The following is a 16,173-nucleotide window of genomic DNA, read 5'->3' as shown; positions in this document are numbered from 1 at the left end:
GAAAAGCAGAAAAAGATAACTGAGCGAAATAGCCAGTTATCTGATCTTTTTTTTCGAAATTAACAGGGTAACGTTTTCAACTGCTATTACTTGGCAGCGATGCACTCAATCTCAACGCTCGCTCCTGCGGCCAACTCCGATACGCCGAACGCTGAGCGTGCAGGATAAGGTTTGGACAGCTCTGCCTTATAGACTTTGTTAAAATCATCAAAGTCATCCATATCAGTCAGCATGGCTGTGCATTTTATCAGGTCGGATTTTTGATAACCGTATTTGGATAGCGTGTTCTGGATATTATCTAATGTTTGCTTGGTTTCAGCGTCGATACCGCCTTTGACCAACTTGCCCTCTTTAACACCAATTTGTCCCGACATATATAATGTATTGCCAACACGTACGGCTTCTGAGAAAGGGTAGGGACCGCCATCACCCAAAAAAGTTGGGCTAGATTTAATATTAGCGGCAGGAGCTATCGCTGGATTGGCGTTAGCACCAACAGCCAAGCCTAATGAGCACATAGCAACCAGTGGTACGATAGATAAATAGGTGCTAAGTTTGGACATCCTTGTCTCCTTATTAAATTGATGGATCATAAACATGCTAGATGCGCCACAAAATGCAGATAGCAAATGTTATGTCGGTTTAATCGATTATTTGTTATTAATAGTCTCGTCATCTGCAGAGAGTGCGTCGTCTTGCTCGTTATCTACTGTAGTATCCGTATTATTTTCTAAGGCATTTTCATGTGCTTTGCCTTGGCGGCGCGCCTCTAGTTCAGATTTTGGAATCCAAGCCCAAGTCATCTCCACTACAATCGGGTCGCGGTCACTATCAGATTCACGGTCATCAATGACGCAAGGGATAACCATTTCACCTTTTGGCGTATTTAAAATCTGTAAGCGCTGCTCATCAGATAGGCTGGCTACGGCTGCAATTTGACCTTTTTTGATCGGGCGATAAAAATTAACGGAATAAGATTTAATCAGTAGTACGCGATCAGAGGGTAAGTTTAACCCCAGAATGAAGCCTGTTGCTGTTTCAGCCAGTAAAGTAATGGCTACCGCATGGATTGAACCAATATGGTTCTGCACTGCTTTGACATTGTTTAGACTGACGATGACTTGATTGGGCTCAACCATTTCATAGTAAACGCCTGTTGTCCCTACGTAGGGTACAACTTTGCCAAAGGCTTTTGAGAGAATACTTGAGCGCGCACTGGCAGGTAGATATTTGGTCACAGACAACAGTTTGGTAAATTGATTACTGATTGGTTTTAGCGTGCTGCTGGGTTTTTCGATGGATGATCTTGTGCTGTTAGAGACTTTGGCTGGTTTTTTATTGGTCAGCTTGACGGGCAGTTTTTTTAATAATCCTGACATACAAATTTCCTTAACGTAGATAAATCGAATGTTGTTTTTGATAGTGGCAAACAGTCACTGTTAGCAAAGCCATTACAAACACTATGGTACATTAACCGCTGCTTTCCTACTATTATTAGCATGAACTGCTGCGCTTATAAAACAGCAGTCATCTATATTGTGTTGCTAGGATATAGTTTTAAATAATTAAAATGGCTCAATGGTGATGCACGGATCTGCTTAGTAGACAATCTCTTACGAGACCACCGCGCTATGATAGCGTGATGTTGGTACGTCTTATTTCATAAATTTTCAATACTGGATGATGCTATGTCTGATATGTCTACTCACGAGCCGACCAATATTATTTATACTGGCGTCGCGGGTACTGGCAAAACCTATCGATTGCTCCAAATCGCGAAGCAATATACCGATTACCTGCCTGAGACAAATAATGAAGCGCTACTTGGGCAGCTGTTGCAAAGCCTAAGCTGGCGCGAAGTTGTATGCTTGATATTTTTAGATCTTCAGTCAAAAAAGCAAGATTTGGTAAAAGTACCTGAATTGGTTAATCATATTTTCTTTGCTACAAAAGCACTGCAAAACGATCGAGAGAAAAACCTAAGCAATACCGCTTGGTCTGTATTGCAAATGCACAGTCCTACGACGTCAGATACAGTGAGTTATAAAAACCGTGCCAGCCAAGCGTATTTTGATAAAGATAACAGCGGCGCATGGTATTTACTGCCTGAGAGTATGGTGTTGCTAACAGAGTTGTCACAGCAATTGGCGGAGTTTCAGCAGGCACAGCGTGATAATCAGTCCAATCAAAATCAAAGTATGGGTCAGCAGCGTTTTAGTATGGTGAGCTTTCATCAGGCTTACGGTTATGAAGAGTTTGTCGAAGGTATTCGTCCTGTTATGAGCGGCTCTATCCATGCAAATAGTAGTCACTCGAGTAATACCCAGATGAGCTACGCCGTTCAAGATGGAGCGTTTTTAAAGCTATGTCAGCGTGCCGCGCGTGACCCTCAGCATCGTTACGCGATGTTGATTGATGAGATCAATCGCGCTAATGTGTCACGAGTATTTGGTGAGCTGCTCAGTTTGATCGAGCCAGACAAGCGCGCTGGCAAACCAAATGCGATGACGATTCATTTGGCGTATTCTGGGCGTGCGTTTAGTGTGCCTGCCAATGTTGATATCTACGCCACCATGAACACACAAGATCACTCCCTTGCGCCCCTTGATATGGCATTGCGTCGACGTTTCCGCTTTATTGATTGTCCACCGCAGCCTGAATTATTACCGATAATTGGTGATATCGCTAGCGCGACTGATCGTGCACAAGCAGACACGGTAGATTTAAGCAAATTGCTAACAGGCTTAAACATGCGTATCACACAGACGCTAGGAGCCGAGGCGCAGTTGGGGCATGCTTTTTTATTTTCAGTCGATGATTTAGCTCAATTACAAATGGTGTTGGTCGAACAGATCATTCCGCAGTTGGCGCAAGCTGCAGGCGGTCAAGTGGCTATATTGCAATATATTTTTAGAGATGAGCAGCAGCCGTTAAGCACCCAGTTTATCCACGACAGCCAAACAATGATAAATAATGATTTGTATGATCCGACGAGTAAGAACCATGCAACGACGCAACATCAAATGTTTGCAGAACAGGGCGCCTTTCTTGGTCAATCGATGAACGTAGGTGGCTATATGATGAATCCTGACCTTATTGCTAAGACTGGTGAGTTTGGCAAGCCCGCTATCTATCAGCGTTTGTACGAGTAAGGTGGCTGTTTAGTGAGAACTCATAATCAATACTATGCGCAAGGAAACTATATTAATGCAGATAATATTAATGCAGACAGTTTTTATGCTCGCATGCCTAACAGTCAGGCTCTCGTAGCAAATGTTATCACGGTATTTGAACATCAACGCCTCACAGCGTACGATTTCGCGCATGTCTCTGACTTTCATTGGCTAATGGCGCAAGAATTTGCCGTGTTTACCATCAAGCGTAAACAAGGACAGTGGCAACTCAAGGTTGGGCATCATATAGGAATTATCCTTTTGCCTAGTGGTATGACACTTGAGCTATTGCCAAAACTGAATCAATCCACTCGATATAATAATATTGCTCAGACTCGTCACTGGGTACAAGGCATGTTATCTGACTTAACTCGTCTTGATGCGCGTCAAAGTTGTAAGCTGCCTAGCATGAAAAACCTAGGTCAATTTAGTAGTCAGTCGATGGCGTTACCCATAGAGGCGCCGCCTTTGTCCGATTGGTTGGTGACGCAATTTTTACAGCGCTTGGTTCGTTATCAGCCAACCCAGCACTATCAGGCGCAGATCAATAACCAATCATCGCTACAAGGGCGCCTGCTCATCAAAGAGCAGCTACGACACAACAGCATGCAGCCGCATAAGTTTGTCTGTGAGCGTAGTGTGCTGAGCCAAGATATGTTGGCCAATCGCTTGATTAAAAGTGCGTTACTCTACTTGATGCCGCTATTGTCTCAGTCGTCTCAGTCGATGTGCTCAACTCTTTTGCAGCCATGGCGGCCGTTATCTGGGCTAAGTCGACAGGAAAGGCTGCGACTCTCCTCCATTTATACCCAAGCAAAGCGGCAACTAGATATTCAGCCACTTCAAAAACAAAAACTGCACGCCGCACAGCAGTTGGTAGACCTAGCTTATTGGCTGTTACAGCAGTCAAATGCAGCGACAGGTTATGGTATTGACCCCACTCGACCAAACCTACCTCAGCCAAGATTGTGTCTATTGATCGATATGAATCAGGCGTTTGAACAGTGGGCGAGTCAGCGTATCGCGTCGATGTTTCAGCAAGTGAGTAGCCATTATCGTGCTTTTTATCAAACCCAAAGTGTCTGGCTCAATGATAGCGAGGGTCAAGCATGCGTATCGATACGACCAGATTTGCTGATATATAAAGCGGCTGATAATGACCAAAATCAGAGTGACACCGCGGTTAGTAAAGAGACAGTAAACGGTTGCTATAGCCACGTCATCGATATCAAATGGAAATATCTGCCTCATGCTGGTGCCATTACTGCCAGTGATGCCTATCAGTTGACCAGTTATGCACAGGCCTATCAAGCAGAGCAAGTTTGGATGGTATATCCTGTATTAGGAGACAAGAGACGACCAGTGGCGCTTAAGCAGCAGATTTATCGCGACAATGGCGATAATAAAAGTAACATTAGCAGTGACATTAGCGATGGTACTAAAAGTAACCACTCAAACCATGCGGATTTATGGCTAATACCGTTTGATGTGCTGACAGGTATGGTCAACGGTGATTTACCTGCGAATTTGAATGAGAAATAATGATTTTATTAATGATAAGAATCATAATTAACGAAGGTTTTTAAAGAGACTATTTTTATAAGAATGCCTTTTTTGAAAGAATTTAGAGATTATTTAAAATTAATCGAAAATAGGTGTTGACACAATCGCCTTTACCCCTTAATATGTGCACCTCGATAGCGAGGAACATTAACAAGTTAGTGGCATTGCCAACAACGAGTTAATTGACAAACTATCGTGATAATAGAGAATTTCGGAGTGTGGCGCAGTTTGGTAGCGCATCTGGTTTGGGACCAGAGGGTCGTAGGTTCGAATCCTATCACTCCGACCATCTATTTTAAGAGCCTTACAGGCTTTTTTTTATGTATAACGATTTAGTTTCTGATACAGTAAATACTGTATGGGAAGTCTAAATTAAGTATATAAAAGTCCTCTAAGAGCGCCTGTAGCTCAGCTGGATAGAGCATCTCCCTTCTAAGGAGGTGGTCGCAGGTTCGAATCCTGCCAGGCGCGCCATTTAGCCTGCAAATCTTGCCTATTCTTTTGGCAATAGTTATGGCGGTTGTAGCTCAGTTGGTAGAGCCCCGGGTTGTGATCTCGGTTGTCGTGGGTTCGAGTCCCATCAGTCGCCCCATTTTATTTTGCATTGTCTGCATATAAATTCTATCTTTATACTAAACCTTATCGAATAAATAGCACTCGCCACTGTTGGCGTTTTTTTGTGCCTGCTTGATTTCTATTTCTCTGTATTATCCTATAATATTAAACGGTTAAAGCTTTCTGAACTTTTGATTGTTTAACGATTCACTGACTTCTTATTCATATCAATTTTGCGATAGGTTTTTCTTCAAAAACCTAAACTGACTGTGTCTACTCTACTATTTATTAGTACTGCTTATGAGTAAATAGACATCATGTTTTAAATCGGGCATTATGCTTAGGTCTTGATACATCCTGCTGATTGAGACATCGTATTGGCTAGATCTAAAAAATTTAAAGCATTTTGGATACACACCCGCCTTTTTAAGATTTGTTGTTATTGACCCTGTATTATTGAGGAACTGATTGATGGACGCATTGAGCGTATTGCTACAGAATGTGCACCTATTTGAGACCAAGTATTATCGTTTGAATGGTGCTGGCAATTGGTCTTATTCTATGAGTAGAAAAGACACCATTTTATTTTACTTGGTGATGTCTGGTGGTTTTTGTATAGACGTTGGCAATAGCCTACGCGAAGCTCGTGCTGGTGATATGATTATGATCCCGAACGCGCATAAGCACGTAAGCTATGCACTCAATCATCATGGTGACGTGGCTGAACCCCTCGATGAATTACTGACCAACTGTCAAGATCGCACGCTTGAGATTGATGGCAATGGCGATCCTAATTCCTCATTGATTTTGATTGAATGTAAATACGATAAAGAGATGATTAGCCCTCTACTATCTGTGTTACCACCGATATTGCCTGAGCTCAATGATGCGGCTGATGGTCGGTTTGAGGTAATTGATGTGGAAATCAAGCTTTTGACCTTGGAGTCTGAGCGCGAACGCATGGGCAAAACGGCTGTGATCAATCATTGGGCAAGCATCATGATGATTGAATGTTTGCGCGTTTATATTGAAAGCTTACCTGAGGCGACTGAGAATTGGCTAAAGGCCATGAAAGATCCGTTTTTGACCAAGGCGCTTGCAGCGATGCATGAGGCACCAAGTCAAAGCTGGACCATTCATAAGCTTGCAGAGGTGGCAGGTATGTCGCGCTCGAGCTTTGCCCAGCGCTTTAAAGATACGGTAGGGATGCCGCCGCTCACTTATTTGATTGATTATCGCTTGCGTTTGGCAGCACGTTATTTGCGCTTACAGCAAAATAGTATCAGCCGTATCAGTGATATGGTGGGCTATGCGTCAGATTCAACTTTTAGTCAGGCGTTCAAACGCGTTTATGGTGTCTCACCAAAAGCGTACCGTAAACAGTATCAACAACAAAAGCTTGCATAAGTTAATATTTTAACGTCCTCAGTGTTCATTTATTAAAAGCGTTAAGGCGACCAAGGTATCCTTAACGCTTTTTTTGATTGATATATATCTAGCATTTGCCTAGGTAAAATACTTGGCAGTCAACTGGCGCTATTTTGGCTAGGCAAGGCTGACAATACGCTTGTGTTCAGGTACTATGGAATAATGAATCGTCGAGGTGTGAGCGTTCATATTTGACGCATGATATGTGACTGTATATCCGTTGCATAAAAGGATCGAGACGATGTTTATTTTTGCTGCTGATGGTATGTTATGACTGAACCGACCGCAAAGCCAAGTACAGAAGCCAATAGCCACCAAGGTACTACTGCAACTGCTAAAAAAGAACAGAAATCTGATAAAGCTAATGCGCAAGATAACGTGCATGCTAGCAAAACGATGTTAGCTAATACGGCTGAGATGCCTGATAAAGCGGCATTATTAACGCTATTTACTTTGTCAGATACCAAGGAGAGCATTGATGAAGTAGGCGCTAGCGAACAGCCTGACACCGATACATCAACCATACAGCCTACTGCCAATGAGTCAAACGTGGCTGCGCAGCGTGTGGCTCTTTATCATACCCAGCACGAGCGCACTCGACTGCTATATATGGCATCCGCCAATACGCGCCCCACGTATTTAGTACAAACCCTCAAATCACAATTTGCAGAATATCAGCAGTATTTGCTTGCTCAGCAGCTTGATAAGCGTGGTTTGATGGATACAGAAATGCTTGAACGACTTTGGCAGCAGCTGCATGTGGTCGATGATATTATTGCAGATATCGTGCATCATATGCCCGCTCAGCAGCCAGCAGGTTGGCAGCTTACCACGCAGGATGGGCGCAACCCGCTGTGTTTTGCCACTGTCGGTAAGCTAAAACATGGCAAGCCAATCCGCGATCAAGGCAGTCTCAATAGCTACGTGCTAGGTCACTTTGGCGTGAGCAGCTTTACCTATGATCGCGGTTATTATATCGGTCACGTGGTTGGGTATTTATTCAGCTGTTATTTCTGCGCGCACTTATCTATCAGTTATGGTGTGGCAGCGCTGGGTCAGCAAGTCGTTGCTGATTATGACTATGCTAGTCTTGAGACGCCGCACATGGTCAGGCTGTTACAAGGTCTGGATGGGTATTGTAAAAAACGTGTCTATCAATTGGCAGTGATTTGTGCGCGCTTGAGTGTGTTTGCAAGTGATAAACGCATTGAGAGAATGCTGATCGCTGAGGTCAATGACTTTGATAAAAAGTTACAGCAGCAGCATTTGGATGTCTTACTATTACAAGGCTTGATGCCTGACAGTAATGACTCAACGCCGCTTTGATATAGTCAATCCTAAATAAAACAGATACATTATATATCAAGGTGGAACTGGTTTAAATTTTCCTTGCGCGCTTTGCCTATGCTGCTCGATGCTGCGAAAAATTTATCCCAGTCCCACTATATCGTTTTTATACTGAATTCACTATAGATAGTTTTTATAGACATTACCCTTTTTGTTAAGCCATACATCCAAACCCCTACCTGTGACTTTTTTAGGATATCTGCCGCTATGCCCGCTTATCATTTTAAAGCGCTTGACGACCAAGGTAGTGTCCAAAAAGGCTTACTAGAAGGGGATTCTGCTCGGCAAGTTCGGCAGCAGCTGCGTGATAAGCAGTGGACACCAGTCGAAGTCAGTGCGGTCAATGACAGACAAAGCCAAAACAAAAGCCGCTATAAAAAACCATCTGCTTATGAGCTTGCATTACTCACACGCCAGTTATCTGTGTTACTAGCGGCCGGTATTCCACTTGAAGAAACTTTGGCTGCTGTCGCTAAACAATCGCCAAAGACGCATATCAAATCTCTGATGCTGGCGGTACGCTCACATGTCCTCGAAGGTTTAAGCTTAGCACGAGCATTACAGCAGGCCGCGAGCTTCCCACCGTTATATATTGCCACGATTGCCGCAGGCGAAAAATCTGGTCACTTGGATTTAATCCTTAATCAGCTAGCCGACTACACTGAAAACCGCTTTGCCCTTCAAAAGAAAATCCAAGGGGCGATGGTCTATCCGATTGTACTGATGGTTATGGCAATTGGCGTGATCATGGGGCTGATGAGTTTTGTGGTGCCCAAAATTGTCAAAGTCTTTGAGCAGTCCGAACAGGCCTTGCCATTGATTACTCAAGTCGTTCTGACGTTATCAAATATCATTACGCAGTGGTGGTGGTTAATGCTGCTGGTATTGGCAGGTACTGCGTTTTTGTTTTACCGTTTTGCCCAAACGCAGGCTGGGAAACTGGCAATAGATAGTATGGTACTCAGGCTACCGATATTAGCCAGATTGTCTAAGGGATTGAATGCGGCACGTTTTGCTAGTACGCTTGCGATTTTGGTGCGTTCAGGGGTGCCGTTGATTGAGGCGCTACATATTGGTGCGGCAGTGACGACCAATCTGCACATCAAGCAAACGATCATGAGCGCTGCTGATAGGGTCACAGAAGGCTCAAGTTTATCCAGCCAACTCGAAAAATCCACTTACTTTCCGCCCATGATGGTACAAATGATCAAAAGCGGTGAGAACTCAGGCGAGCTTGAAAGTATGCTCAGTCGTGCCGCCACAATGCAAGAAGCGGAGGCCACCAATTTTATCAGTACCTTACTATCATTACTTGAGCCTTTGATGTTGGTTTTGATGGGTGTGGTGGTGATGATTATCGTGATGGCAGTGATGCTACCAATCGTTAATATGAATGACTTGGCAGGCTAGTCAATAGTTAACTGACTAGCTGAAAAACAACCGATATGCTCTTCTCAAATTATCAACTATCTGTATTTTTATCCTCTCTTAATCCCCTATCTTGCTAAACCCTACGTTAGCTTTCTTAAGATTTGCTTACTGTTGTATATTGTTGACCAAGCAAGATTTTTGCTATGGTAAACCTAAGCACCACGTTATAGTGAAAGCGGGTCAAAACGATAGTGATAAATATCGATGATTATTTGGTGACGGCTACTTGCTGCTGATTACTTGTTGCTGATGGTTACTTGGTATTGACTGTAATGACAATCTGAGCACAGCGCTGGATAAAAATAAAACCATGGTTTATAGTGACAATAATTTAGGGTTTTATTGATAAGCTCCTAAATGCATGAGTGCTACTAGAACGCCACTTTTACTATTTACATAACTGTGATGACCAAAGCGATGACTATGACTGACACCCTTCAAGTAAATATTAGCCCAAAAAGTGCCAATACCAAAGATGACAATAATAATATTCAAGCCCATGGTGGCATTGTAAATGACCATCAGAGAGTCCATTCAATGACACATCGCAGCTTGATAGGTAAGTCTAGACAATCGGGATTTACGCTTATTGAGATTATGGTGGTTATCGTTATCTTGGCTATTCTTGCAGGCTTGGTCGTCCCAAAAGTAGTCGGGCAAAGTGACAAAGCGCGTGTCAAAACCACTGAAACCGCGCTCGCTACCGTCTCCAACGCGTTAGATATGTATAAAGTCGACAATTCACGCTATCCGACGACAGCGCAAGGGTTAGAGGCGCTTACCACACCGCCAAGTGACGCCAAAAACTATCCCGAAGGAGGCTATATAAAAGGTGGCTATCCTACTGATGGTTGGGAGAATGAATTGCAATATGTGTCGCCAGGTAGTGAAGGGCGAGCTTATGACTTGTTTTCCTTAGGTGCAGATGGACAGCAAGGTGGTGAAGGTCAGGATGCGGATCTTTATGCTCAGCTATAGAATTTAGCTTTGTCTGCATCTAAAAAATCTATACCAATAAAATATCGTTAAACGCACTTGCTATCGTGCAATTAACGACCTATCAATATCAACCAATATCTTTTTATTGGTTGATATTTTTTATCGATACGTAAAATAAATACCATCTGATATGACCTTTGTATTGAGGGTCAGTAGTTTTATCAGTAGGTGTATGTCCGTACTGCCAGTCACTGGAAGCTAACATCAAAGGTAATAACTTATGTCAATAAAAATACCAACACTACAATCAGTCGCTATCAATAAACGCGCTACTAAGTTCCATGTGCTTGCGTTTACTGTTGCAATCACCTCGTTGATGACAGCTTTATCAATGACATCAATCAGCGCACAGGCGGCAGGATTGAACGACTTATTTAATAGTAGTAGCGCATCCCAATCAAAATTTTTACCAGTGGATGAAGCTTTCCAAGTGACTAGCAGCACCAAAGCCATATCTAAGGGCACGCGTTTATCCATCACGTTTGATATCACGCCAGGACATTATGTCTATAAAGAGCAGCTCGCGTTAAGCTTTCCCAAAGGAATAAATGCGACACCATTTACCTTTAATCAGACACCAGTGTCCATTGATGATCCAACCTTTGGTAAAGTTCCTGTATTTACGCAAAGGAGTGTTGTTGCCACCACGATGCTGACGACCAATAATGGTAAAGGTGCAAAAAATGCCCCGATTATCATTGGTTGGCAAGGCTGTGCAAAAGCTGGGCTATGCTACCCACCCGAAAAGATCAAAACTAAGGTAAATATTGCTGCGACACGTAGATAAGTATTGAGAAGTTTGATTCAAATATTGGTAATAACAGGTAGCTATTCATGCTCATGAAGATATCACAACAATCGGCATCATTGACTGCAAATACACATGCAAAAAAAGCGTATATCTTAGCATGTGTGATTGCTAGCGGCTCGCTATTGACAGGGTTGTTAGCGACCTCAACGACAGCGCAAGCGGCAGGATTGGGTGATCTATTTGGCAGCAGTCAAAATACAGCGCAATCGAAATTTTTGCCAGTAGATGAAGCCTTTCAGGTGAGTAGCAGTAGTGCCTCTACCAAGTCAGGTACGCGTCTATCTATTAATTTTGATATCACGCCTGAGCATTATGTCTATAAAAGTCAAATCAAACTGACGCTACCTGCGGGCGTGACGGCGGCACCTTTTACCTTTAACCAAAAGCCATATTCAATCGACGATCCGACATTTGGTAAAGTATTGGTGTTTGATCAAGCCAATATGGTCGCAACTACCACATTGACCAGTAACAACGGCAAAAACATCGATGATGCAGCGATTATCATTGGTTGGCAAGGTTGCGCCAAAGCAGGATTGTGCTATCCCCCTGAAAAAATCAAAACTACAGTCAATATCACAGCAGCATCGTCACAGAGCGCGACAAGTAATGCCAACACTGAGGCAGAACGTGCGTCTGTTGGCGAGACGGCCACGAGCGACAATCTGACTGATGCGACGATATCTGCTGGGAATACTGAAACGACATTTGCAACGACTGGTACTAATAGCAACACGGCGCAAGCAGAACAAGCGCTGATGGATGATGAGGTTATTGATTATGATCTAATCGATGACAGTACTTTGGAGTACGACTCTTTAGATGGTAGCACTGCAACGACCACGATTTCTGGAGCAAATGCTAACGTATCAAGTGACGCGACCAATAGCGAGAATGTAAATGCTAGCAACCTTGCTGATGGTGATCCCTTTGGTTTGGCATCGCATCCTTGGCTCGCATTGGTGCTGCTATTCTTAGCAGGTCTAGGTTTGGCCTTGACGCCGTGTGTCCTACCGATGCTGCCCATCGTTGCCAATATTGTCGCCCGCGAGCAAAACCCAACGGTCAAACGCGGCGTCATCCTAACCACCAGTTACGCGATTGGTGTGGCGACTGCCTATGGTATTTTGGGCGCTGTGATTGCGGTATTTGGTGAGTCATTAGGTATTATTGGCTGGTTACAAAATCCTATTATTTTGATTGGCTTTGCGATTGTTTTTGTCTTGTTAGCACTATACATGCTGGATGCTTTTACCATACGTTTACCGCAAGCACTCAGCCGAAAAATGCAAGGGCTTAGCCAAGCAGGTGACAGCAAGCTTGGTAGTACAGGCGGTAGTTTGATTGCTGGATTTTTATCTGCATTAGTCGTATCTCCTTGCGTCTCTGCGCCATTATTCGGTGCGCTACTGGCAGTCTCTACCATTGGTAGTCCGCTCTTGGGTTTCGCCGCCTTATTTATGCTGGGCTTTGGCCTATCAGCACCGCTTATTTTAATTGGTGCTACTCAAGGCAAGATCATGCCAAAGGCAGGGGAGTGGATGAACTGGGTCAAGCAGGGCTTTGCGCTACTATTATTCGCGGTAGCATTGCTATTAGTTGAGCGCGTGTTTATATCGCCAGTGATGCTTATGGTATGGGCATTATGGTTTATGGTGGTGGCGACATGGGCGTGGAGCTGGATTGGCAAAAGACGCATGTTAACCCAAGCCATGAGTCTGATCGCTGGTATTTGGGCGGCTTGTTTGATAGTGGGTGCAGCACTAGGAAACGATGACAGCTTGCATCCATTAGCCTCGTTGAGTGCCGCGCCGATGATGGTACCATCCACGGCTGGTCAGCCATTGGGTAACGATAATATGGCGACAGATGAGACCATTACTACATTGGCAGAGCTAGACGCCATTGTCGCTGACAACTCTAAAGTGATTGTCGATTTAACAGCAGACTGGTGCGTTGAGTGCCGTATTATGGACAAAAATTTATTCCATAATCGCCCCGCACAAATGCAAGATTGGCAGTTAGTAAGGCTTGATATTACCGAGACCACTGACGACTCCAAAGCCGTTTTGTCACGCTACAAGCTGTTTGGCCCGCCAGCATTACTCTATTATCAAGATGGTCAATTGGTTAATCAGCAAGTGGGCGAAATCGGTCGCGTGGAGTTCGAACAAACCTTAACGACGCTAAATAACTGATGGCTCACAACCCGTACTTAATAACCTGAGTAATTCTTTTGCTAAAGCTTAATAATGAAAAAAAGCCAGCGTACGCCAATAATGGTACGCTGACTTTTTTCATCCCATAAAATTATTTTAATAATATCTTCTAAACGTTTGGTTTTACACACAATATGTCTTTTTAAGCAGATTTAATATATCGATAACGCTAGTATAGTGATTATATTTTCATTACAATAAAGTAACAATACTGAAGGGGTATATCAGTTTGTCATAACTGCTTCTGATGTTCTCATTTTTTCTAGTTTTTTAGCGGCGACGCTAACAGTTATATTAATTAACTCACATACTCTGCTGGCGATAATGCTGGTTAGATAAAGGACATTTATGTTTGCCCACATCACCACTCAGCGTCAATTACAACGTACTCATGTAATCAGTCGTAACGCCAGTAGTCGCACGATACATACTCATTTGAGTATCGCAGTCGCTATCGCGTTGAGTTGTACGGCGGTACAAGTACAAGCAGCTGACAATAGCCAAACTTATAACGAACTGCCAGTACCAGAAGCGGCGTTTGAATATGAAACCGTTGAGATGCCGCAGAGCTTAACCACACAGAGCGGTAAAGTAATCAGCAAAGAATTTATTGCTCAACAAGCGAAGCTGTTTTCTGAATGTACGCAAGTGCAGAGCAGTGCCGCTCGTTTGGCTTGTTTTGATAAGGTAGCTGAACAAGGTAAAACACCAAGCTACACCACGTCCAAACAACCAGTTGATTTGGCAAAAACATTCAAGACGACTATTTCGGGTAATCCACAAGTTGTTTTTGTGGAAGAGAACTCGACCAATACTTTCAGTGATGAGAGCGCGACTGCTAATCAACAGTCTGCTACTAATAGTTTGGATACGGTCACAGACAATCAGCAAGAGGCTCAAGTTCTAGAAAGTGTGGGTGTCACTCAAGCAGATATTGAAAAATACACACCACTCAGTTTGGCATATGATCTCGATCAAAACAGTGAGCGCGGTACTTGGACGGTAAGACCATACCGTCCGACTTATCTGCTGCCATTGTTTTACACTTTTGATCCTAATTTAAGCCCAAGCACCCCTTCTCAAGAAATTGAACCTTTTGACTCTAATGACATACGTGAGACGGAGCTAAAATTTCAGTTGTCTCTAAAGAGTAAAGTCGCAGAGGATTTATTCGATACCAGCGCTGATCTGTGGTTTGGTTATACCCAAGAGTCACATTGGCAGGTGTATAACGAAGACAATTCACGACCATTTCGTGCTACCGACTATCAGCCTGAGATATTTTTGACTCAGCCTGTGACGGCAGATCTACCTTTCGGTGGACGTTTACGCATGTTAGGTGCGGGCGCTGTGCACCATTCTAATGGACAGGATGATCCATTATCACGTTCGTGGAACCGTGCTTATTTAATGGCAGGGGCCGAGTGGGGTAAGCTGTCAGTCATACCGCGTCTATGGGCTCGAGTAAATGGTAATAGCAGTAGCGACGATGACAACCCAGATATCGAAGATTACATGGGTTATGGCGATATCAAGTTCTTATATGATTTGCCTGCTGAGCAGAGCATTAGCGGTACCTTGCGCTACAATCCAAGCACCAATAAAGGCGCTGCCCAAATCGACTATATCTATCCATTGTCAGAAAACGTCAATGGTATGGTGCAGCTATTCCAAGGTTATGGCGAGTCCATTGTTGATTATAATCATGAGAATACCTCTATTGGTTTCGGTATCGTGCTGAATGACTGGAAAGGCCTCTAATATAAGCGAGTCTTACCATATTTATGATAATCAATAGTCTATGCACCGCTTAGTGCCTTATCAAACCGGACTGTGGCTGGCAGAGTATTTAAATGTACGCTGCCAGCTATGCCGTATTTATCGCAGTACACCACAGTCTCAGCTATTGATGCAGCATTCACAGGCTAATAGTAATGACGCATCGAGCGAACATTCTGAATTTTCCCTTTCAAGCAATCCATCCTCGTTTGCTCATATTTTTCATCAAATCAATCACCGCTTAAATAGAGGTCTACTCTGCACTTATTGTCACAATAGTATCGCATGGCTGCCACAGCCTTTTGATGTTGACATTGCTGCTGGTATATCCTTATCTATCCAAGTATCTACCTATTATGAATATCCAATCCGTCAAGCGATTCGGGCGTTTAAGCATCATGAAGACATGACAAAATTGCCATTGTTGTTACATGCATTACGCCAGCTACCACGGCCACATGGCTGTCATCGTAATAATAGCGTGATTGTTGCCATGCCAACGACCAATCAGCGGCTAGTAAAACGAGGGTTTGATCCTGTCAGTATTTTATCAGCACAACTGTCAAAGCATTGGCAAATTCCTCTATGGCACGGTGTGGAGCGCATTGATGATACGGTCAGTCAGCAAGGGCTCACACGCGCTGAACGTCTAAGCAACCTAGATAACGCTTTTGCACTGACCGAAAAGCCTCCGGTAAAACGCTTACTATTGTTCGATGATGTCGCGACGACAGGCGCAAGCTTGCAAGCATTGGCACGTGCATTCATCTCATCTGAGCAAACAGTGACAATAAATGCTCAAAGCCATAACAATTATCATATTTCTGCCTATGCGTTAGCTCATGGCAGTCAGTCCTAAAAATCATCT

12 protein-coding genes and 3 tRNA genes are annotated in these 16,173 nt (G+C 43.6%); 13 read left to right on the top strand and 2 right to left on the bottom strand.

Annotated features, from left to right (window positions below):
• Positions 1-86 precede the first annotated feature (86 nt).
• Complete coding sequence (locus GYK50_RS11385; RefSeq protein ID WP_284718980.1) at positions 87-563, bottom strand: RidA family protein; 477 nt, start codon at positions 561-563, stop codon at positions 87-89.
• Positions 564-650: 87 nt separating this feature from the next.
• Entirely contained in the window at positions 651-1,379 is a 729-nt protein-coding gene (locus GYK50_RS11380) for a DUF4442 domain-containing protein (RefSeq protein WP_212563970.1), read from the bottom strand.
• Positions 1,380-1,688: 309 nt separating this feature from the next.
• Here GYK50_RS11380 and GYK50_RS11375 point away from each other — a divergent pair, with 309 nt between their 5' ends.
• From GYK50_RS11375 to GYK50_RS11315, 13 genes are all read left to right on the top strand, one after another.
• Positions 1,689-3,152, top strand: a complete 1,464-nt coding sequence (locus GYK50_RS11375; protein WP_212563969.1) for an McrB family protein — start codon at positions 1,689-1,691, stop codon at positions 3,150-3,152.
• A gap of 12 nt (positions 3,153-3,164) precedes the next feature.
• A complete protein-coding gene (locus GYK50_RS11370) occupies positions 3,165-4,715 on the top strand; it encodes an McrC family protein (protein ID WP_420070461.1) in 1,551 nt (516 codons plus the stop codon).
• A gap of 233 nt (positions 4,716-4,948) precedes the next feature.
• Positions 4,949-5,025 (top strand) — tRNA-Pro (locus GYK50_RS11365).
• A gap of 108 nt (positions 5,026-5,133) precedes the next feature.
• Positions 5,134-5,210, top strand: a tRNA-Arg gene (locus GYK50_RS11360).
• Positions 5,211-5,252: 42 nt separating this feature from the next.
• Positions 5,253-5,328: transfer RNA gene (locus GYK50_RS11355), tRNA-His, on the top strand.
• Between the two features lie 434 nt (positions 5,329-5,762).
• Positions 5,763-6,698: an AraC family transcriptional regulator gene (locus GYK50_RS11350; RefSeq protein WP_212563968.1), complete on the top strand. Its 936-nt coding sequence runs from the start codon at positions 5,763-5,765 to the stop codon at positions 6,696-6,698.
• A 291-nt stretch (positions 6,699-6,989) separates the two neighbouring features.
• Positions 6,990-8,045, top strand: a complete 1,056-nt coding sequence (locus GYK50_RS11345; protein ID WP_186475189.1) for a hypothetical protein — start codon at positions 6,990-6,992, stop codon at positions 8,043-8,045.
• Between the two features lie 228 nt (positions 8,046-8,273).
• The gene (gspF, locus tag GYK50_RS11340) at positions 8,274-9,476 is read left to right on the top strand and encodes a type II secretion system inner membrane protein GspF (RefSeq protein ID WP_071002395.1); all 1,203 of its coding nucleotides are present in this window, start codon (positions 8,274-8,276) and stop codon (positions 9,474-9,476) included.
• A 558-nt stretch (positions 9,477-10,034) separates the two neighbouring features.
• Positions 10,035-10,475 carry a type II secretion system major pseudopilin GspG gene (gene gspG / locus GYK50_RS11335; RefSeq protein ID WP_058025683.1) on the top strand — a complete coding sequence of 147 codons (441 nt, stop codon included), beginning with the start codon at positions 10,035-10,037 and terminating at the stop codon, positions 10,473-10,475.
• Between the two features lie 241 nt (positions 10,476-10,716).
• Positions 10,717-11,283, top strand: coding sequence for a protein-disulfide reductase DsbD domain-containing protein (locus GYK50_RS11330; protein WP_212563967.1), 567 nt, complete (start codon positions 10,717-10,719; stop codon positions 11,281-11,283).
• A 47-nt stretch (positions 11,284-11,330) separates the two neighbouring features.
• Entirely contained in the window at positions 11,331-13,505 is a 2,175-nt protein-coding gene (dsbD, locus tag GYK50_RS11325) for a protein-disulfide reductase DsbD (protein WP_212563966.1), read from the top strand.
• A gap of 369 nt (positions 13,506-13,874) precedes the next feature.
• Positions 13,875-15,287 (top strand): phospholipase A, encoded by a 1,413-nt coding sequence (locus tag GYK50_RS11320; protein ID WP_212563965.1) that lies wholly within the window; start codon positions 13,875-13,877, stop codon positions 15,285-15,287.
• A 52-nt stretch (positions 15,288-15,339) separates the two neighbouring features.
• Positions 15,340-16,164 carry a ComF family protein gene (locus tag GYK50_RS11315; protein WP_420070460.1) on the top strand — a complete coding sequence of 275 codons (825 nt, stop codon included), beginning with the start codon at positions 15,340-15,342 and terminating at the stop codon, positions 16,162-16,164.
• The last annotated feature ends 9 nt before the right edge of the window (positions 16,165-16,173 follow it).

Source organism: Psychrobacter pacificensis (genome assembly GCF_018336615.1).
GTDB lineage: Bacteria > Pseudomonadota > Gammaproteobacteria > Pseudomonadales > Moraxellaceae > Psychrobacter > Psychrobacter pacificensis.
Note: the sequence above shows the minus strand (reverse complement) of the source record. Positions and strands in the feature narration are given on the sequence as shown.

What these genes read in the sequence shown, in the direction of transcription:
- GYK50_RS11345 (WP_186475189.1), top strand. Translation starts at nt 6,990, where the DNA reads ATGACTGAACCGACCGCAAAGCCAAGTACAGAAGCCAATAGCCACCAA.
- GYK50_RS11385 (WP_284718980.1), bottom strand. Translation starts at nt 563, where the DNA reads ATGTCCAAACTTAGCACCTATTTATCTATCGTACCACTGGTTGCTATG.
- gspF (WP_071002395.1), top strand. Translation starts at nt 8,274, where the DNA reads ATGCCCGCTTATCATTTTAAAGCGCTTGACGACCAAGGTAGTGTCCAA.
- GYK50_RS11330 (WP_212563967.1), top strand. Translation starts at nt 10,717, where the DNA reads ATGTCAATAAAAATACCAACACTACAATCAGTCGCTATCAATAAACGC.
- GYK50_RS11375 (WP_212563969.1), top strand. Translation starts at nt 1,689, where the DNA reads ATGTCTGATATGTCTACTCACGAGCCGACCAATATTATTTATACTGGC.
- GYK50_RS11320 (WP_212563965.1), top strand. Translation starts at nt 13,875, where the DNA reads ATGTTTGCCCACATCACCACTCAGCGTCAATTACAACGTACTCATGTA.
- gspG (WP_058025683.1), top strand. Translation starts at nt 10,035, where the DNA reads ATGACACATCGCAGCTTGATAGGTAAGTCTAGACAATCGGGATTTACG.
- GYK50_RS11380 (WP_212563970.1), bottom strand. Translation starts at nt 1,379, where the DNA reads ATGTCAGGATTATTAAAAAAACTGCCCGTCAAGCTGACCAATAAAAAA.
- dsbD (WP_212563966.1), top strand. Translation starts at nt 11,331, where the DNA reads ATGCTCATGAAGATATCACAACAATCGGCATCATTGACTGCAAATACA.
- GYK50_RS11350 (WP_212563968.1), top strand. Translation starts at nt 5,763, where the DNA reads ATGGACGCATTGAGCGTATTGCTACAGAATGTGCACCTATTTGAGACC.